Below are 19,252 nucleotides of genomic sequence, written 5' to 3' on the forward strand. Positions count from 1 at the left end.
CGGTCAAAATCGGGTGTTTGCCTGACGCGGGTTCACGCGATTTTATCGATTTGATGCCAAATCCCGTTGAGCCCGATGTCTTGCACTCGTTCCTTGACGATTTCCACCGCCGTATCGGCCCCTGATATCGGCGGGATTTCGACCAGGCGGGCCAGGCAATCGGGTAGCGTGGGTAGCCCTTCGGACGCACCGAGCTCCCGCATGCCCGTGGTCAGCCGGCGCTGGTCGAGCACACTGATAGCCAGTCCGCTCGCCACCGCCGATTCGATCGCAGCGACACTGCCGCTGGCGAAAACCGTTTCCCAAGAGCGCCCGGCCGCATCCAGTGCCGCCAAACCAAGCCCCCGGTAAGGGCAATCTTCCGGATGAAGGGCCAGCGGCAGGGTTTCGCCGTAGGGGGTGGATCGAGGCGCCGCGCCGGCCCAGACCGGGCGGGTCTTCCAAAGCGGTATGCCGGTGGATGCGGCATCGCCCTCGCGGCCGATAACAATCGCCAACTCCAATGCGCCCTGTGCGACCGCGCGCTCGAGTTCGCCACTGGTCGCGGTACGCACATGCAGGCGTATCGCTGGATACGACGACCGAAGCGCCGGCAGCAGGCGATTCAGCAACGCTGGCGCATATTCTTCCGGACAACCGAGACGAACGAGCCCGGAGGCCGACCGATTCAACAGACGATCGAGCAAGGCGTCATGCGCGCTGACCAGAGCGGCGGACTCCGCCTGCAGCTGTGCGCCTTCCGGGGTGAGCTGCACGCCCGTCTTCGACCGTATGAGTAGTTGCCGGCCGAGCTGTGCCTCCAGGCGCTTGATTTGCTGGCTGACCGCGCCGAGCGTGAAATGCCGCTGTTCAGCAACGGCTCGCAGCGTGCCCAGAGCGCTCGCCATATGGAATGTGCGTAGCAGCTCGATATCGAGCGATCGGTGTTTGGTGTTTAACAAAACTAAATACAGACTATTTAATATATAGATTTAATTATCTGCCGAGCTGCCCGACCCTTGCAATGAATATTCGAGAACAAGCGGGTCATGCGCTCGATCGTTTTATCTATATTCGTGAGCTTGGGACTGGTGGTGTGCTGGAGTTCCGGGTTTATTGGCACGCAGATGGCAGCCGATGCCAGCATGCCGGCGCCCACGATCTTTTTCTGGCGTTTTCTTCTGGCAGCGGGCTTGTGCTTGCTGGTATGCGTTTTTCGAAACCTTATGGGTGGGCGCGGTACGACAACAACGCGTCGAGCGATCGCTCGGGAGCTGGCCGCTGGAAGTTTCAGTGTCGGCGGTTATCTTCTCGGCGTCGTTTTTGCCATAGATCTGGGGGTGGGTGCCGGCATTACGGCGTTAATCACGGCGCTCCAGCCGCTACTCGCTGCACTGGTGATGGGCGTGCTGGTCGGCGAACGGGTCGGCCTACTCGGCTGGTTGGGCGCGCTGCTCGCAGCCGCCGGGGTTTCGATTTGTGTCGTCGGCAATATCCATGGCCTCGGTCATGCGCCATTATGGGCTTACGCCTTGCCTTGTCTTTCGGCGGCGAGCCTGACGGTTGGCAGCATGCTGTCAACCTATCGGCCGGCCGACCTCGATTTGATTCAACGCTTGATGTGGCAGTTGCTCGCCGCGGCGGCTATGTTCGGCGTAGCCAGTACACTGGAAAACGGTTATCTGCCTCAGCCGTCGCAATTATTAGAGGCCGAAACATGGCGGGCGATCTTGTTTTTGGTCGTGCTGTCGAGTTTCGGCGGATACGGATTTTTTATTGCGTGTCTGCGGTTGCAGGGCGTGACGCCGACATCGGTGCTGTTTTATCTCACGCCGCCGGCCACGATGATCTGGGCGAAGCTGCAGCTCGGCGACTGCATATCGGTTTCGGAGATCGCAGGCGGTTCAATCGCCGCTGTCGGCGTGCTGCTCGCCCTGCGTGTGTTGATGCAAGTACGGCGAACGTAGGCCGGTTCTCGATGATGATGATGGTTGACGAGGCGTCGCGATCAGAATCGCCCGAGATTGAAGGGCTGAAACGATGCCGGCGGCGCGTGGCTGCACATCCAGTCGCCCAATCGATCACCGATGGCGGGTGCGAATTTAAATCCGTGCCCTGAAAAACCGGCGGCGATGAACAAGCCGTCGATCGGCTCGTCGATGATGAAATGCTCGTCCGGCGTTCGCAGGTATTCGCACACGGCGCCCCGCTGTAATTCGCCGACGCCTGGCATATGTCGATCTATCAAGCGACGAAGATCGGTGAGGTCGGATGGGTGACTGCCGAAATCGCCTGGCGTTGTCTCGTCTTCGATGTGTTGCCCCCTGTCATGTCGTCCGATCTTCACGCCGTGCCCGTCGATCGCCGGAAAACCGTAGTAATCGCCGGCAGATCCACAGTAGCTGAAGCCCGGCCAGCGGGCGGCGTCGTATTCGGGGGTATGATCAAACCAGCCAAAGACCTTGCGAACGCGCTGGATGGGAAGCTCGATGCCCAACGGTCGCAATAGGGCGCGGTTGGCGCGACCGGCCGCGACGAGAATTTGCCCTGCTTGCCACTGATCGCCCGCGAGTGACCGCAGAACAAAACGCTCGTGTCGTCTCGAAATCGACGTGATCGGTGTGTTGTCGATGGCCGCAACGTTTGCCGAGCTGGCGATCACCGAACGCCAGTACCGGAACAACGGTTCGGTTAATACGACGCCGCCCTGCGGCTCGAAACAGCCGCGAAACGAGGCGTTCAGGGACCAGCCGGGCCAGCGCTGCGTGATGTCCGCGTGATTCAACGGCTCGGTGCGGAGATCGAAGGATCGCGCGCTGGTTTCAACCTCGGCCAGAAAGGGCGAGTCGTATGCGCCGATATTGAGTATGCCGGTGGGAAGGAATACCGGGGCGTCCGCCGCTTGATTGAGTCGCTCCCAGCCACGAAGTGCTTCCTGGGCGAGTGGCACGTAGGCGCGCCCCTCGCCATAGGCGACCCGCACAAGTCTGGAATGCCCGTGATGGCTGGCTTCGGTGTGTGGTGGGCGAGCCGCGTCGAACACGCGAACCCGTCGCGTCGTGCGACTCGACAGGGCCGTGGCCGTTGCAAGCCCCATCGTCCCGCCGCCGATGATGGCAATGTCGGTATCAAGCACCTTGTTGATCCTGTCGTTCAGTGTTTTAACGTATCGGACTGGGACAAGGTGACGCGGTCCGACCTGGCAAGGCAATGGATTCACGCAGGCGCCCGCGCTTCGCAGTCAGCGTTGGCTGTCCGGGCGCCCGGACAGTGCGCCCGGGATGCGGGCGGTCGCACTCTGCTTGGCGCGTGGAAACGTCTCTCTAATCCAGAATGTCGCGACGAAGCCGGCAAGGCTCACCAGGGCGGGTAGCCACAGTGCAGCGCGAAGGTCTGCTGGCGTGGCCGCGCTGCCGGCCGACCAGGACAGCGCCCAGCCATAGCCCATCTCGATGACCGCGGTGGTCAGGAAGACGCCCATGTTCACCAGGGCGAGCGAGACCCCAACGACGTGCTCGGGCACGCTTTCCTTGACTGCGGCGAAAGACACCACGACCTGCGCACTCGACAGTCCCAGCGCCAGGAAACAGGCAAGACCAAGTGCCCCGCTGGACCACGTCGCGAACAGCAATCCGGCCCAGGCCAGTGAACCGAGTAGCGATGCCGATAACACGAATGCCTTGCGTGTCTGCAGCCCGTCGGAAAAGTGCCCCACGAGTAGCGAGCCCAGACCGTAAGGCACAAGCGCCGCGGTGAGGACCCAGGAGGCGGCATCGCCGGACATGCCAAAGCCGTCGCCAAGCAGGCGCGTTCCCCAGAGCCCGGCGAACGCATAGAACGTGCCGTTGGTTCCCGAGATCGCGAGCAATATCAGCCAGAGCTGCGGCGAGCGCACGGCGTCGTGCCAGGCCGTCATGCGCGCCAGATCGTCGCCACCGGGCGGTGCCTGCGTGGCGCCGTGAATGTCTTGCGCGCCAGGCGGGGAACGCCACAGTCGGCTGATCAGTACGCCGACGGCCAGCGTGAGGGCCCCGAGACCGATGAATATCGGGCGCCAGTCGAGTGTTTTCAGCAACAGATGTGCGGGCGCTTCGGCCGTAATCGAACCGAGTGCGGCGACAAGCAACGTACAACCGGTGATCTGGCCGAATCGCCGCCGGTCGAACCAGATGGCGTTGTTTTTCATCATGGCGACGAAAACCAGCGACATGCCGAATCCGACGAGACCGGGGCCGGCAAGCGCGATCGGGTAACTTGTCGCCAGGCCCAGCGTGAGCGCCCCGGCGCCGGTCAACATCGTGCCGGCCGCGGCCGGTACGCGAATACCCATGCGGTCCACGATGAGCCCCGCCGGAATTTGCATCAGCGTATAGACCCAGAAATGGGCCGCCCCCAGGCCGCCGATCTCGGCAGGCCCGAGGCCGAAGCTCCGGCCGATCGGTAGCGCGAAACTCGCGGGTGCGAATCGGTTGAAAAAGCCGATGAAAAACGCCGCCGCCAAAAGACAATAGCTGAGGGTGCGCCATGCCACGAGGTTCATGTTGCTGCCGGACCGGCGGGCACGCCACGGCGTCGTCGGGCCGTCAGCACGGATCGCGCCCATACGCGGATGATCGGCTCGTGTGACGGGTTGATCGATAACGCCAGGTGCACCATGCGGCTCCGGTGGGTACGCCAAGGCCCGATCGTCGGCCACTCCATAGCAACGGTACAGACACAGATTGGCGGTATGTATGCGGTACAGTGATCAACCGCGAACGCGAGGCCGCCATGCATCTGTACGAAACGCTGGCCGATGACCTGTCCTGGCTGATCCGTGCCGGCGTCTACCCGCCGGGGGCGCGCTTGCCTTCGGTGCGACAGATCAGCCGGCAACGCGGCGTGAGCGTTTCCACGAGCGTTCGTGCCTACCACGAGCTCGAGCGCCGTGGGGCGATCGAAGCGGCGCCGCGGTCAGGCTATTTCGTGGTGGGCCCGCGGCGATCGGCGTTGCCTTCCGTTCCCGAACACGGTGCCTCGCCCGTGCCCGTTGCCGGCGGGCATCGAATACTGCAGCTTCTCGCCGCCGCGGACGATCCGCGGACCGTGAGTTTTGGCGCGGCCACGCCGCACCCGGATTACATGCCGAGTGCGGCGATGGCGGCGGCGAGTCGAACCGTCTGGCGCCGCGCCCGTCGCCGCTGCATGAGCCAAGCCTTTCCGCCCGGCGCTATTGAATTGAGAACGGAACTGGCCAGGCGATTGGCCATGGCGGGGTGCCGACTCGATCCGGACGATCTGTTGATCACCAATGGCTGTCAGGAAGCGATGGCGATAGCGCTGAAAATGCTGTGTCGGCAGGGAGACGTCGTCGCGGTGGAAGCGCCGACCTACTACGGCTTGCTGGAGGTTCTCGAACAGCAACAGCTGCGGGCCTTGCCGATTCCGAGTGATCCGAGCCAGGGCCTCGCGCTCGACCAACTTGAGCTGGCGTTTCGCACGCGCGAAGTCCGCGCCTGTGTGGTGACTCCGGTGGCATCGAATCCGCTGGGGGTCACGTTGTCCGATGAGCGCAAGCAGGCCCTTGTCGCATTGGCCGAGCGGCATGCGGTGCCCATCGTGGAAGACGATACATATGGCGAGTTGGTCGAGACCGGTCGACGGCCCACGCCGCTCAAGGCCTGGGATCGGGCAGGACGGCTGTTCTACTGCGGCTCGGCGACCAAGACCATCTGTGCCGGTCTGCGCATCGGGTGGCTTGCGGTGCCGGGACGATACCGGCAGCAGGCCGCCATGGCGCAGTACTTGCGCACGATCTCGGTCAACACCCCGGCCCAACTCACGCTCGCGCATTACCTGGCGAACGCTCACGTCGACCGGAATATGCGAGCCGCCGCCCGAGCGTATCGGCAATGCGTGGCCCGGCTCATCGCCCGGCTCGAGCAACATTTTCCGGCGGGGACGAAGATCAGTGCGCCGCAGGGCGGTTTTCTGGTGTGGGCCGAACTCCCGGGCATGGTGGATACCGCGGCGCTGCTGGCCGAAAGCCTCCGCTGCGGCGTCAGTTTTGCCCCGGGCGCATTGTTCGCGCCAAACGCCGGATTCGAGAACTGTATGCGGTTGAACGCGGCTGTCGCATGGGATGAGAGAGCGAAATCTGCTTTGCAGACCCTCGGTGGTCTGGTCCGCGATCGTCTCGGCTGAGCCGATCATCCTGGCAATTTCATTGGTGCCGAGGACGAAGCGTTTGCCGCAGGCCAGCTTGAAGCTGCGGTTTCGCGAGCGCGGCGCGCCGCACCCGTTGCCTGGGCCGCGTTAGCGATTTGATGGGGCCGCATCGGTTCGCGGTAGGCGAGTCGTGGTTTTGACGCGGCCGGGAGCAAGAGGTTGATCCCGCGCAATTTTCGCTTTGTCCGGCCTTGCCGGCTCCGGCGTGCCAGCGGTCAGGACGATCACGCCGGCGAGCACGATCAGCCCCATGCCGAGCAGCGTCAGCCGGTCCGGGATGTCGCCAAAAAACACGAATCCCCAGAATGTCGCGAAGATCAGAAAACTATAGTCGAACGTGGCGATAACTTGTGGCCGCGGGGATTGATAGGCCCTGGCGAGACCCAGGCTGATGCCGATCATCAGACATGCAAGTACGACGATAACGCTCCCGTCGCGGCCGCTCATGGGTCGCCACGCGCCAAACAGGAAAGGGTAGTCGAAGCCGGCGCCGACGCCCGTTCGACTTAGGCAAAGGCTCGCCGCCAGTCCGGTCACAAGAAGGCCGAGATTGAGCCAGACGGCCAGAGCCCGCGTCGGCATGTCGCTGCACTTGGCACGGGTGATGACCGCGGCCACTGCATATAGAAAAGCGGCGCCCACCGGCACCAGGGCGAGTGGTTTGAAGCCCGATGCCGCCGGCCGGACGATCAGCAACACGCCGGCAAAACCGATCAGGATGCCGAGCCAATGCCGCGACGTGATGCGCTCCCGCAGGACGATGGCAGACAGCCCGGCGATGAACAGGGGCGATGTATACAACGCCGCCGCCACCACCGATAGCTCAAGCCATGGAATGGCCGCGTAGATGCCGAGATACATCAATACCAGCGCCAGACTGCGCAGCGCGATCCAGCCATAACGGCCCGTGTTCATGCGTCCGCGCGCCATTGCCAGAAGAATCGGTAGCACCAGCGCGGATCGCAGCACATAGATCTGCCACAGCGTCATGGCGGTACTCGACTGTTTGATCAGCGCGTCGGCCAACGCCATGCCAAAAACGGTCGTGATGATGGTCGCGACGCCGACGCGGGTTGATGACCGCGCTGCTCCGGATTTCCACATAACTGACAGGGCAAGAAAAGGGCGTGGCCAGCTTTTCAGAGCCTAATCGTGTCGTATAGTCGTTGTTGGTAGCCTGGAGAATTTGAAAAAATCGAACAATGAATCGTGCCGATCTTGCTGCATTACAGACTTTCGTGATGATCGCGGAGCAGGGCTCGCTACGCGGCGCGGCGAAATCGTTGGGCGTCAACCCGCCAGCGGTATCGCACCAGTTGAAGGCGTTCGAAACACGTCTCGGCACGTCGTTGTTCCACAGGACGACGAGATCGCTCACATTGACCGAGGCCGGACGGGCGTTGTTCGAAGGCAGCGGCCATCTACTGCAAGCCATCGAGCGGACAGTCGATGCCGTACGCGACCCGAGGCATGCGCAATCGGGCCGGCTTTGCCTCACGTTGCCTTTTCGGGCCTGGCAGCTGATCGTCGCGCCGCGGATGCGCGCGTTTCAATCAGCCTATCCCGGTATCGAACTCGACCTGACAATCGACGAAGCCCTGACCGATCTCGCCGCCCATGGATTTCATGCCGGTATTCGCCTGGGCGATCATCTGCAGGACAATCAGGTCGCGGTGCGGCTTTCCTCGTCGGAACCCGCGGCCTATGTCTCTTCTCCGGATTATCTCGACCGGCATGGTCTGCCGGCGGCGCCGCGCGACCTGCTCCAGCATGCCTGTATCCGCTATCGCCGAGCGAGCTCGGGGCGTATTGCCGAATGGCGTTTTCTGACAGCCGATGGTGCGATCACGGTCAACCCGGGTGGGGGACTGATACTCAATGACCTGCGAACCGTGGTCGACGCCGCACGCCAGGGTCTGGGGATCGGCTGGTCGCTCAAGCGAGGCGTGCAGGCGGATCTGGACGGCGGCGACCTGGTCCAGGTTCTGCAAGCCTTCACGCCCGCGCGCCCCGGATTTTTCCTCTACTTTCCACAATCGGCACGCCATCTCGGGCTCTTGCGCGCTTTTATCGAGCACTTTCGTCTGGCGTAAGGCGCTGGCGCCTCGTTGCATCCGGGGTTTGCCCGGTATCGCGGCAGCAAGTTCGCCGCGGGACCAGCCCGCCCCCGTGTCATCGGATATCCGAATATCGGGCTGCGTCGGTCGGGTTGCCAGACCATTCGGCGCACGCTTCGACCGCTTCCCTGCTAAAATCCGCGGCCAGCCCGGGTGGCGAAATAGGTAGACGCATGGGACTTAAAATCCCTTGACCTTCGGGTCGTGCCGGTTCGAGTCCGGCCCCGGGCACCATTGCACTGTCTTGGACGGTGCGGGATGATCTGTTGTATAGCTCGCATCGCAAGGGTTGCGGGCTTTTTTTACGGCTCAACGCGGATTAGCAGGAAGCGTGAAGGCGAGCGGCGAGACTCCGCTTATAGCGTGGGGTTTGCCATACCCGCCAACTCACTAAGGTCACAACGATGTCCGAGGCTAATCCGATCCGCTATGCCTGTTCTGCGAAGGTTTCAAGCTTTCAAACGGGCCCGGACGTCCGGAGGGCAGCCTGTGGTGCTGAAGTGCGTGCCGCTCACCCGCCGCGCTGTGGCGGCTGCTGCTGGCTGGTTTGATCCGGCAATTCTATCCGCAAGGGGAACTTTTCAGTCCGCGTTGACAGCCAAGACTGCTCATTCATGTGTCAGTGAATAGGGTGCTTTTTGCGCTGCTTTTCTCGGTACATGACGCGATCAGCCGACTCCAGCAATTTCCCCATCTCATCACCATCCTGCGGGTAAATCGCCCAGCCGATGCTGGAATCAAGCTTCAGTGTGTGCGGCTCGAACGCGAAGGGCTTGGCAAGCTCGCCTTGAATGCGCCGTATTAAATGCTGGACGTCGGCTGTTTGTTTGAGTTTCAGCATTAGTATCGCAAATTCGTCACCGCCTAGCCGGGCCACGGTATCCGATTCTCGAGTTACCGCCAGCAAGCGGCGGCCCATTTCCGTGATGGCTTCATCGCCCGCCCGGTGCCCGTAGAGATCATTAATAGGTTTGAGGCGGTCCATATCCAGATACAGAACACCGAAGTGGTCTGAATTACGCTGCGCCTGTGTCAGTCGCTGGCGGAAGCGGTCGAAGAACAACGCCCGGTTGGCAAGCCCCGTCATCTGATCGTGCGTGGCCAGATAAAATAGCCGGCCCGTTTCATGCTCAGCGGCATGGAAAATAAAAGAGCTGAGCAGGTCGGTCACAAGATCCAGTATCTCGATGTCCGTATTGTCAAAGCCGTTTGGCTTGGGCGATAGCACTTTCAGCACGCCTACGGCAACGCCGTCGTGCCGAAGCGCCGCCGTAACCATCGAGCGGATACCAACCTGTAGACAGGCTTCGGAATTGACGCGCGGGTCCGACTCGGTGTCGTCGCATAGCAATATCTGGTGCGTGTCGACACACAGCCCGGACAAGCTGCCCTGGCGATTCAGTCGGAGGCCAATCTGTGATTCCGCCTGTCCCACAGCCGCCCGGTAGACCATTTTATCGCCTTCGGTCAGCTCTATCACCGCCCCGTCTGCACCGGTCAACTCACATGCACCTTGGGCGGCCACATCCATTATGGCGCCGAGATTCAACCATAGCTGGCTGATGTGAGTTTGAATATTTATTATTTGTAAAAGTTTGTCTGGCGGAATGCGTGTTTTTCTGATTGGCTGGCTCATTCTTGAACCTGCTGTTGCTTTGATGCTGTCTAGCACCTGAATAAGACCATGGGCGTTTCCTTGTAGGGACTCTGCCTGTTGATATAAGCGGCAAATTGAGGCGCCGGCAGCGCTGGCGCAATCAGCTGGCCTGGAGTCCGATTGCCATCGTATCGGCTGAGGGCGCCCGTTTGGGTTTGCGTGTCGATCCCTTCAGGCACCACCGGAATATTCAGTTTGTCTCCCGGTGCAATCATCAGGCGGGTAAGCTCCTCATCCCTGGCCTGGCCCGACAAGCGTTCCACGAAGGTTCGGTCAATCATGATGCCATCGCCCTGGGAGTGCTTGAGGTCGGGAAACGACGAGCAACCCGTGCTGAAATCATCAACGACCACTTGCATATCCGTCGGGGAGCTGTGCTCGAACGGGGTGTACAGGCGGGATAGAAACAGGCGGCGTATCCGGCTGGAATGGAAGGGCCGGCAACCCACCAGCCATCAAAGTTACACCATGGAAAACGATACCGATGATTCGACGGTAAGACCAGCAACCGGGGCCGAAGAGCCACTTACGAGCCGACTGTGTCGCGATGCGTGTGGCCCGGGTGGGGCAAGCTGTGGAAACCGCGTGGCGGGCCTTTCTGGACCGTCACGCTGATGATCGACTGCCAGGTGTTTGATGCGCCGCGGTGCAGAACGGCCACCGGCCCGAGCGCACGATCCAGAATGGCATCGACGACGTGCCGGTGCGCCTGTCAGGATGCGGGATCGGTCAGGGGCCGGTCGGGCCGCTGAAACCGGTCGGTGGGATTGGTGTACGGGCAGCGTTATTTCCTGATGAGCGCCGCATTTCGGCCGGTACACTTATTTCGACGCGGTCTACGGCCCGCCCCGGGGCATCACGGTGGCGCGCGAGCCATTGCGCCTTGAGAGCCGGGCCGGCGCGATCGTTCGCGATCTGCGGTCTTACTGTTTCAAGGCATGTGCTTGTTTTGCCTCGCGGTGCGTCCGGCGAATCAAGGCGAAGCGGAAATATCCGAATTGAAGCTGAATGGTCGGGCACGGCTCATCATTGTATTGCCCAACCAACGCGTTAAACTCCGATCTTCCATCGTCCACAGACGATAAACCGATGTCAGGAGAGATCAGGCTCGATTTCGAGCAGTTGCCGGCCGTGGCGCCGTCCTATTTTCGGGCGGTCGCGAATTTCGGCTCCGGCCTGTCCAGGGGCGAAACGATTCCCGAGATCGTTGCCCGATTGAATGACCTGGAAGTCAGGGCGGAGAATCTTGCGCGCTACCGCCGGGTCTGCGGTTTCCCGCGCGCTGACACCTTGCCGGTGACTTACCCGCACGTACTGGCGTTTCCCATGCACATGGCAGTGCTGACGCACAGGCGTTTCCCGCTCAAGTTGCTCGGGTTGATTCATGTGCGCAACCACATCACCCAGCATCGGGCGATCCGGGCCGACGAGCCGCTGGATCTGGTGGTGTCGGTGGGCGGGCATCGCGAGGCGGCCAAGGGCATCGAGTTCGATCTCGTCACCCGGGTCAACGATGCAAGCGGCGCTGCGATCTGGGAAGAAACCGGCGTGATGCTGTCGCGCGGCAAGGGCGGCTCCGGCGGCGCTTCGAGCCGTAAGCGACAGGCACCCGCAGCGGATTTCACGCTCGCGGAGGAAGCCACCTGGCAGGTGCCTGCCGATATCGGTCGGCGCTATGCGTCGGCGGCTGGCGACTACAACCCCATTCATCTCAGCGCCTGGAGTGCCAAGCTGTTCGGCTTCCCGCGTGCTATCGCGACGGGGATGTGGATGAAGGCGCGGGCGGCGGCCGCGCTGCAGCCGCATCTGAGCGCCGAGGCGTATTCACTTTCGGTTGCCTTCAAAAAACCCGTGTTTCTACCGAGCACCGTGGTATTCAAGCACGGTGGCGCCGACAACGGCGTGGATTTTGCCTTGACCAGTCGCTCCGGCGATGTTCAGCACTTCACGGGCGAGGTTCGATATCCGTGAGTCGGCGGCCGGTGCGGCTTGCCGCAGGCTGTGACAGATCGCGCGGTGACCACGACGGAATCAAGTCTAGATAAAGGAACTGTTATGCGAATTCGTAAAGCGGTATTTCCAGTAGCCGGACTCGGCACCCGTTTTTTGCCGGCAACCAAGGCCAGTGCCAAGGAGATGCTGCCGGTCGTGGACAAGCCGCTCGTGCAATACGCGGTGAAGGAGGCGATTGCGGCCGGTGCCGAAGAGATGGTGTTCATCACCAGCCACGCCAAGAATTCGATCATGGATCACTTCGACCGCGACTACGAGCTCGAAGCCGCGCTCGAAGCCAAGGGCAAGGAAGAGCTGCTGGCCGCCGTGCATGACGTGTTGCCGCCAGGTATCAGCTGTGTGTACATCCGTCAGCCCGAGCAGCTTGGCCTGGGCGATGCGATTCGCTGTTCTCTGCCGGCAGTGGGCGATCAGGACTTTGCCGTGATCCTGGCCGATGATCTGATCGCCGGCTCGTTCCAGCCCTGCATGGCGCAGATGCACCGCGTGTATCAGGAGTACGGGACCAGCGTGCTGGCGGTACAGCGGGTACCGTGGGAGGAAACCCACAAGTACGGCATCGTGCAGGCCGAGCCGATCGGGCCCGGCCTGTCCGAGATTCGCGGCATCGTCGAGAAACCGGCGACCGAGAAAGCACCCTCAAATCTGGCCGTGGTCGGCCGTTATATTCTCACGCCGCGCATCTTCCGGTTGATCGACAAGACCAAGCCGGGCGCCGGCGGCGAGATTCAGCTGACGGACGCGATCGAAGCGCTGATGGGCGAACAGACCGTGCTGGCCTATGAATTCGAAGGCACGCGTTATGACTGCGGCAGCAAATTCGGCTATCTGAAAGCCAATGTTGAAATGGGACTTAAGCATGCCGAAATCGGCGATGAGTTCCGGGATTATCTCAAGCGGCTCACCGCGAGCTGGGAAGACGATTCGGAAGCGAAACAGGCCAGTTAGTGTCCGGTTTCGCAAGTAACCTTACACTGCGCGCGGTCGTCACCGCGTGTGGCGGCGTCGCGAAATTCAGCCGTATGATCGGATACGACCGGGTTTTGCGCCTTGCCAGCCACGCCGACGGCTCTCGCTCGTTTGATAGGAAACTTGCGAGACAGGGCACTAGCAGGCGGCCCGGGATGCCGGCGTTCGCGCCGGCCCGGGGCGCTGGCAATTTGTTATCATGAGCGCCCGGCGCAGACCGGATGATGGCAGCGGAGCGCCGGCCAACGACACCGGGGTGTATCCGGCACCCTGACACGGCCACAGACCAGTTTCTATGAAAAGTGACTTGAACGACGAGTTCATCAGTACCTCCCCGTTGTTCGGCGGCAACTCTTCCTACGTCGAAGCCTATTACGAGCAATATCTGCGCGATCCGGAATCAGTCGAGCCGAGTTGGCGCGACTATTTCAAGAGCCTCAACGGCGATGGCCGTGGCAGCGATATCGCCCACGGCCCGATCCGCGATTCGTTCGTCGATGTACAGGCTTCGGCGGGGCAGGGCGCGTCGGCGAAACCGGGGCTTTCCTCCCGCGCGGCCCAGAAGCAGGCGGGCGTGTTGCAGTTGATCAACCATTACCGCAGCCGCGGGCATCGCGTGGCCGATCTCGACCCGTTGGGGTTGTATCAGCCACCGTCGCTGCCGGATCTCGACCCGGCTTATCACGGCCTCGGCGAGGCGGACATGGACAAGGTGTTCAACACCGGTTCGCTGTACGCTCATGACGACGAGATGAAGCTGCGGGACATCATCGATGTCTGCAAGCAGGTGTACACGGGCACGATCGGCACCGAGTACATGTACATCACCGATACCGAGCAGAAACGCTGGATCCAGCGGCGTCTGGAAGCCGGCGTCGAGCACCCCGGGCTCAAGGACGATGAAAAGCTCGAGATCCTGCGTCAGCTGACGGCGGCCGAGGGCATCGAACGGTATCTGCACACCAAGTACGTCGGTCAGAAGCGCTTCTCGCTTGAAGGCGCGGACAGCATGATTCCGGCGCTCGACGAGTTGGTCCGTTCCGCCGCTCGCCATCACGTCGACGAAGTCGTGATCGGCATGGCGCACCGCGGTCGGCTCAACGTGCTGGTCAATATTCTCGGCAAGGCGCCGAGCGAGCTGTTCGCCGAGTTCGAGGGCAAGTACGACGTTGAAGAGCTCGATATGTCGGGCGACGTCAAATATCACCTCGGCTTCTCCACCGATATCGAAATCGAGGACGAACGCGTGCATCTGGTGCTCGCGTTCAACCCGTCCCATCTCGAGGCGGTCAATCCGGTCGCCCAGGGGTCGGTGAAAGCGCGTCAGGTGCGCCGCCACGATACCGCTGGCGAAACCGTGCTGCCGGTGCTGATTCACGGCGATGCCTCCTTCGCCGGGCAGGGCATCGTCATGGAGACGCTGCAGCTGTCCCAGGCCGAAGGTTACTCGACCGGTGGCACGGTGCATCTGATCGTGAACAACCAGCTCGGTTTCACGATGCAGGATCCGATCACCGGCAAGCAGGGTGAGATGTCGCGTACGTCGAACTACTGCACCGACATCGCCAAGATGCTCGAGGCGCCGGTATTCCACGTCAACGGTGACGATCCGGAGGCGGTGGTGTTCGTCATGCGCCTGGCCATGGATTATCGCGAGACGTTCGGCAAGGACGTGATCGTCGACATGATCTGCTATCGCCGGCAGGGGCATAACGAGGCGGATGAGCCGGCGGTCACCCAGCCGCTGATGTATCAGAAGGTCAAGAGCATGCAGACGACTCGCGTGCTGTATGCCAAGCATCTACAGGACATCGGCCTGATCGGCAGTGACGGTGCCCAGGAACTGTTCGACGCCTATCGCGACGGGCTCGACGCGGGCAAGAACATCAGTCGGACCACGCTCGGCATGGTGGGCAACGAACACACCGTGGACTGGGACAAGTACCGGCTCGATAAATGGTCGAACATTGTCGATACATCGGTGCCGGTGGAGACATTGCGGCGCCTGTCCTCGGCCATGTACGACAGCCTGCCCGACGGTTTCGACTTGCACAAACGCGTGCAGCGCATCGTCGACGATCGGCGGAAAATGGCCGCCGGTGCGTCCCGGATCGACTGGGGCTTCGCCGAGCACATGGCTTATGCGAGCCTGCTCGACGATGGCTTCAACGTGCGGCTTTCCGGGCAGGACTCCGGTCGCGGCACGTTCTTCCATCGCCACGCCAAGATCTACAACCAGAAGGACGGCGAGGCGATCCTGCCGTTGAACGAATGCTCGCGCGACGGCACCACCTTCGAGGTTCACGACACGCTGTTGTCGGAGGCCGGTGTGCTCGGCTTCGAATACGGCTATGCCTCGGCCGATCCGGATACATTGACGATCTGGGAAGCCCAGTTCGGCGACTTCGTCAACGGCGCCCAGGTGATCATCGACCAGTTCATTGCCAGCGGCCGGGCCAAGTGGGGCCGGATGTGCGGCCTGACGATGTTCCTGCCGCACGGTTACGAGGGTCAGGGCCCGGAGCATTCATCGGCCCGTCTGGAGCGTTTCCTGCAGTTGTGCGCCGAGCGCCACATGATCGTCTGCGTGCCCTCGACGCCGGCGCAGTGGTTCCATCTCCTGCGTCAGCAGATGGTACGCAATCTGCGCATGCCGCTGGTTGTGCTCACACCCAAGAGCCTGCTGCGGCATCGCCTGTCGACGTCGACGCTGGAGGATCTGGCGGAGGGTCACTTCCAGTTCGTGATCGACGACACCGCCGATCTCGAAGCGGACAAGGTCAAGCGCGTGGTGTTCTGCAGCGGCAAGGTCTACTACGACCTGTACCAGGAGCGGTCAGAGCGCGAACTCGACGATGTGGCGCTGGTGCGCATCGAGCAACTGTACCCCTTCCCGGCGGAGGACTATGCGGCCGTGCTGGCGCGTTATCCGAATGCCGATCAGATCGTGTGGTGTCAGGAAGAACCCGAGAACCAGGGCGCCTGGTATCAGATCAAGCATCGCCTGCAGGTGCCGCTGGAAGATCATCACGAGCTGCTCTATGCCACGCGCCCGGGCGCGGCGACCACCGCGGTGGGATACCACAAGCTGCATGTGCGGCAGCAGGAGGCGGTGGTCGAGGCGGGCCTGGTCGGCGGCGAGCACCTGATCGAGAAAGGCACGGTCAAGGCCGATCCACGCGGCAAGAAATCCGGTGTCCGCAACAAGTAGTGAAGCGGATCAACATTCACAGACAAACGACGAATCAGGAATAGTAATGGCGACAGAAGTCAAAGTGCCGGAGCTGCCGGAATCGGTCAGCGAGGCCACGGTTGGCGAATGGCAGAAAAAGCAGGGCGACGCGGTCGAACGCGACGAGAACCTGCTGGATCTCGAGACTGACAAGGTGGTGCTCGAAGTGCCGGCCGTTGCTGCTGGCAAACTCGCCGAAATCAAGGTTCAGGCGGGTGACACCGTCCAGGCCGGCGATGTGCTCGCGATCATCGAGGAAGGCGCGGCCGGTAATGCCGCTGGCGACGAATCCGACGACGACGAGTCGACCGAGGACACGAGCCAGTCCACGGCCAGCCAGGCCTCGTCGAGCCAGGACACGTCGGATGAACACGCGAGCGGCTCGGGCAGCGACGACACGCTGGCGAGCCCCGCGGCCAGCAAGCTCATGGACGAGAACGACGTCGCCGCGCGCGATGTGACGGGTACCGGCAAGGACGGCCGTATCACCAAGGCCGACGTGCAGAAGGCGATCGAAGACAAGCCCGCGGCCAGCGGCAAGAGCGCTTCGGGCAGTAGCCGTGACAACAGCGCCGAACAGGCGACGGCGACCGAGCAGGCCGACCGTCAGGCATTGGGCGAGGTATCGCCCGAGCGCGTCGAGCAGCGTGTGCCGATGACGCGGATCCGCCAGCGCATCGCCGAACGCCTGCTGGATGCCTCGCAGAACACCGCCATGCTGACCACCTTCAACGAGGTGGACATGAAAGCGGTCATGGATCTGCGTGCGCAGTACAAGGAAAAGTTCGAGAAGGACCATGAGGTCAAGCTCGGCTTCATGTCGTTCTTCGTCAAGGCGGCGGTCGAGGCGCTCAAGCGCTATCCGATCATGAACGCCTCGATCGACGAGGGCGATATCGTCTACCACGGTTACTACGACATCGGCGTGGCCGTGTCCTCGCCGCGCGGTCTGCTCGTGCCGGTGCTGCGCGACGCCGACCAGCAATCGTATGCCCAGGTCGAGTCCAAGATCCGCGATTTCGGCAAGCGGGCGCAGGACGGCAAGGTCACGATGGACGAGATGACCGGCGGCACGTTCACGATCACCAATGGCGGCGTGTTCGGCTCGCTGTTGTCGACGCCGATCATCAACCCGCCGCAGGCGGCGATTCTCGGCATGCATGCGACCAACGACAAGCCGGTGGTGCGCAATGGCGAAATCGTGATCCGGCCGATGATGATGCTGGCCGTGTCCTACGATCATCGCTTGATCGACGGCCGCGACGCGGTGTTGTTCCTGCGCACGATCAAGGAACTGCTCGAGGATCCGGCGCGACTTCTGCTACAGGTCTGATTCGATTCCGACGCGCCGGCTTCATGCCGGCGCGCTTCTTTATAGAAATCAAGCAAGGACAAGCATGAGCAAGCAATACGATGTCGTGGTGATCGGTGCGGGGCCGGCCGGTTATGTGGCCGCGATCCGTGCCGCCCAGCTCGGTATGAAGGTCGTCTGCATCGACAAGTGGCTCAATCTCGACAACAAGCCCTCGCTCGGCGGCACCTGTCTCAATGCCGGCTGTATTCCGTCGAAGGCGCTGCTGGAGTCCAGCGAGCTCTATCACCGCGCCAATCACGAGTTCGCCACCCACGGTCTCAAGGTCGGCGATGTCGAGATGGATATCGCCCAGATGCAGAAACGCAAGGCCGGCGTGGTGAATGAGCTCACCGGGGGCATTGCCGGTCTGTTCAAGGCCAACGGCGTGGAATCCATGGCCGGCAGCGGCCAGGTCGTGGATTCCGGCGAGGTGAAATACACCAGCCATGATGGCAACGAACAGACGATCAAGGCCGAGCACATCATCATCGCCTCGGGCTCGATTCCGGTGGAACTGGATATCGCGCCGTTCGACGGCGAGCTGATCGTCGATTCCTGGGGCGCGCTCGAATTCGACGAAGTGCCGAAGAAGGTCGGCGTCATCGGCGCCGGTTATATCGGCGTGGAACTGGGCAGTGTCTGGTCGCGCCTGGGCGCCGAGGTCACATTGCTGGAAGCGGTGGACGACTTCATGCCGATCGCCGATCGCGACGTGGCCAAGGAAGCGCTCAAGACATTCAAGAAGCAGGGGCTGGATATTCAACTCGGCGCCCGCGTCACCTCGGCCAAGACCAACAAGAAATCGGTCCGGGTCGAGTACACCCAGGGCGATGAAAGCAAGAGCGAGACCTTCGATCGCCTGATCGTCGCGGTCGGGCGTCGACCGAACACGGCCAACCTGTGCGCCAAGGGCGCGCGCGTGGACCTGGACGACAAGGGCTTTGTCGACACCGACGATTTCTATCGCACCAGCCTGCCGGGCGTTTATGCGGTCGGCGACGTCGTCGGCAACCCGATGCTGGCGCACAAGGGCATGGAAGAAGGCGCCACGGTCGCCGAAATCCTCGCGGGCCAGAAGCCGCACGTGAACTATGACGCGATCCCGTCGGTGGTCTACACCACGCCGGAACTCGCCTGGGTCGGCAAGAGCGAAGCGCAGGTGAAGTCGGCCGGTATCGATTATCGGGTCGGGCAGATTCCGTTTTCAGCCAATGGCCGCGCCAAGGCGCTGGGCCAGCAGGGCGGCTTCGTCAAGATGATCGCCGACGCCCAGACCGACGAGATCCTCGGCGTGCACATGATCGGGCCGTATGTGTCGGAACTGGTCCAGGAAATGGTCGTTGCCATGGAGTACCGGGCTTCGAGCGAGGACATCGCGCGCATCATGCACGGGCATCCGACCCTGTCTGAGACGGTGCACGAGGCGGCGCTTGCCGTCGACGGGCGTCCGATCCACTTCCCGCCGCCGCGCAAGAAGAAGTAGGCAGCCGGGGCGATCTGCGGGTTCCGACGGGCAGCGGTCGGAACCCGCGGTTTACAACGGCGCGTGGCGACGGCGCGCCGTGTAGACTCCCGGGCCTTGGCGCTTTCCTTACCCTCGCCGGTTGCCCCTGTATGACTGACCAGAGCGACGAGCGTTCGCTGGCCCGCCACGCGCGCCAGGACGACGCCCCGAAGCCGAACCACACCGGCCAGGAATCGGCCCGGGCGGACGAACCCAACGG

General features: G+C 62.3%; 14 protein-coding genes and 1 tRNA gene. 9 read left to right on the plus strand and 6 right to left on the minus strand.

Annotation, left to right across the window (positions count from 1 at the left end; genetic code table 11):
- Positions 1-32 precede the first annotated feature (32 nt).
- On the minus strand, positions 33-941 hold the full coding sequence (locus ACS8YF_RS12400; RefSeq protein WP_440850516.1) for a LysR substrate-binding domain-containing protein: 909 nt from the start codon (positions 939-941) through the stop codon (positions 33-35).
- Positions 942-1,028: 87 nt separating this feature from the next.
- Here ACS8YF_RS12400 and ACS8YF_RS12405 point away from each other — a divergent pair, with 87 nt between their 5' ends.
- A complete protein-coding gene (locus tag ACS8YF_RS12405; protein ID WP_440850517.1) occupies positions 1,029-1,946 on the plus strand; it encodes a DMT family transporter in 918 nt (305 codons plus the stop codon).
- 41 nt (positions 1,947-1,987) lie between these two features.
- Here the strand turns inward: ACS8YF_RS12405 and solA are convergent, their stop codons facing one another.
- Together solA and ACS8YF_RS12415 are read right to left on the minus strand one after the other, a co-directional pair.
- Positions 1,988-3,115, minus strand: coding sequence for an N-methyl-L-tryptophan oxidase (gene solA / locus ACS8YF_RS12410; RefSeq protein WP_440850518.1), 1,128 nt, complete (start codon positions 3,113-3,115; stop codon positions 1,988-1,990).
- 105 nt (positions 3,116-3,220) lie between these two features.
- Complete coding sequence (locus ACS8YF_RS12415) at positions 3,221-4,519, minus strand: MFS transporter (RefSeq protein ID WP_440850519.1); 1,299 nt, start codon at positions 4,517-4,519, stop codon at positions 3,221-3,223.
- A 230-nt stretch (positions 4,520-4,749) separates the two neighbouring features.
- Between ACS8YF_RS12415 and ACS8YF_RS12420 the strand changes: the two genes are divergently transcribed.
- Positions 4,750-6,162, plus strand: coding sequence for a PLP-dependent aminotransferase family protein (locus ACS8YF_RS12420; protein WP_440850520.1), 1,413 nt, complete (start codon positions 4,750-4,752; stop codon positions 6,160-6,162).
- A gap of 111 nt (positions 6,163-6,273) precedes the next feature.
- Here the strand turns inward: ACS8YF_RS12420 and ACS8YF_RS12425 are convergent, their stop codons facing one another.
- On the minus strand, positions 6,274-7,290 hold the full coding sequence (locus tag ACS8YF_RS12425) for a DMT family transporter (RefSeq protein ID WP_440850521.1): 1,017 nt from the start codon (positions 7,288-7,290) through the stop codon (positions 6,274-6,276).
- 98 nt (positions 7,291-7,388) lie between these two features.
- Between ACS8YF_RS12425 and ACS8YF_RS12430 the strand changes: the two genes are divergently transcribed.
- Positions 7,389-8,279, plus strand: a complete 891-nt coding sequence (locus ACS8YF_RS12430; RefSeq protein WP_440850522.1) for a LysR family transcriptional regulator — start codon at positions 7,389-7,391, stop codon at positions 8,277-8,279.
- 171 nt (positions 8,280-8,450) lie between these two features.
- Positions 8,451-8,537, plus strand: a tRNA-Leu gene (locus ACS8YF_RS12435).
- 385 nt (positions 8,538-8,922) lie between these two features.
- On the opposite strand, the gene ACS8YF_RS12440 is transcribed toward ACS8YF_RS12435, so the two are convergent.
- Both ACS8YF_RS12440 and ACS8YF_RS12445 read right to left on the minus strand, forming a co-directional pair.
- The gene (locus tag ACS8YF_RS12440; RefSeq protein WP_440850523.1) at positions 8,923-9,939 is read right to left on the minus strand and encodes a diguanylate cyclase domain-containing protein; all 1,017 of its coding nucleotides are present in this window, start codon (positions 9,937-9,939) and stop codon (positions 8,923-8,925) included.
- A 29-nt stretch (positions 9,940-9,968) separates the two neighbouring features.
- Positions 9,969-10,313 carry an EAL domain-containing protein gene (locus ACS8YF_RS12445; protein WP_440850524.1) on the minus strand — a complete coding sequence of 115 codons (345 nt, stop codon included), beginning with the start codon at positions 10,311-10,313 and terminating at the stop codon, positions 9,969-9,971.
- A 736-nt stretch (positions 10,314-11,049) separates the two neighbouring features.
- Here ACS8YF_RS12445 and ACS8YF_RS12450 point away from each other — a divergent pair.
- The 5 genes from ACS8YF_RS12450 (at position 11,050) to lpdA (ending at position 19,011) form a co-directional block, all read left to right on the plus strand.
- The gene (locus ACS8YF_RS12450; protein ID WP_440850525.1) at positions 11,050-11,931 is read left to right on the plus strand and encodes a MaoC family dehydratase; all 882 of its coding nucleotides are present in this window, start codon (positions 11,050-11,052) and stop codon (positions 11,929-11,931) included.
- 84 nt (positions 11,932-12,015) lie between these two features.
- Positions 12,016-12,921, plus strand: a complete 906-nt coding sequence (gene galU / locus ACS8YF_RS12455) for a UTP--glucose-1-phosphate uridylyltransferase GalU (protein ID WP_440850526.1) — start codon at positions 12,016-12,018, stop codon at positions 12,919-12,921.
- Between the two features lie 316 nt (positions 12,922-13,237).
- Entirely contained in the window at positions 13,238-16,153 is a 2,916-nt protein-coding gene (locus tag ACS8YF_RS12460; RefSeq protein ID WP_440850527.1) for a 2-oxoglutarate dehydrogenase E1 component, read from the plus strand.
- Positions 16,154-16,199: 46 nt separating this feature from the next.
- On the plus strand, positions 16,200-17,507 hold the full coding sequence (odhB, locus tag ACS8YF_RS12465; RefSeq protein WP_440850528.1) for a 2-oxoglutarate dehydrogenase complex dihydrolipoyllysine-residue succinyltransferase: 1,308 nt from the start codon (positions 16,200-16,202) through the stop codon (positions 17,505-17,507).
- Positions 17,508-17,571: 64 nt separating this feature from the next.
- Complete coding sequence (lpdA, locus tag ACS8YF_RS12470; RefSeq protein ID WP_440850529.1) at positions 17,572-19,011, plus strand: dihydrolipoyl dehydrogenase; 1,440 nt, start codon at positions 17,572-17,574, stop codon at positions 19,009-19,011.
- Positions 19,012-19,252: the final 241 nt, after the last annotated feature.

The sequence above is a fragment of the Salinisphaera sp. SWV1 genome (assembly GCF_052044155.1).
Classification (GTDB): Bacteria; Pseudomonadota; Gammaproteobacteria; order Nevskiales; family Salinisphaeraceae; genus Salinisphaera.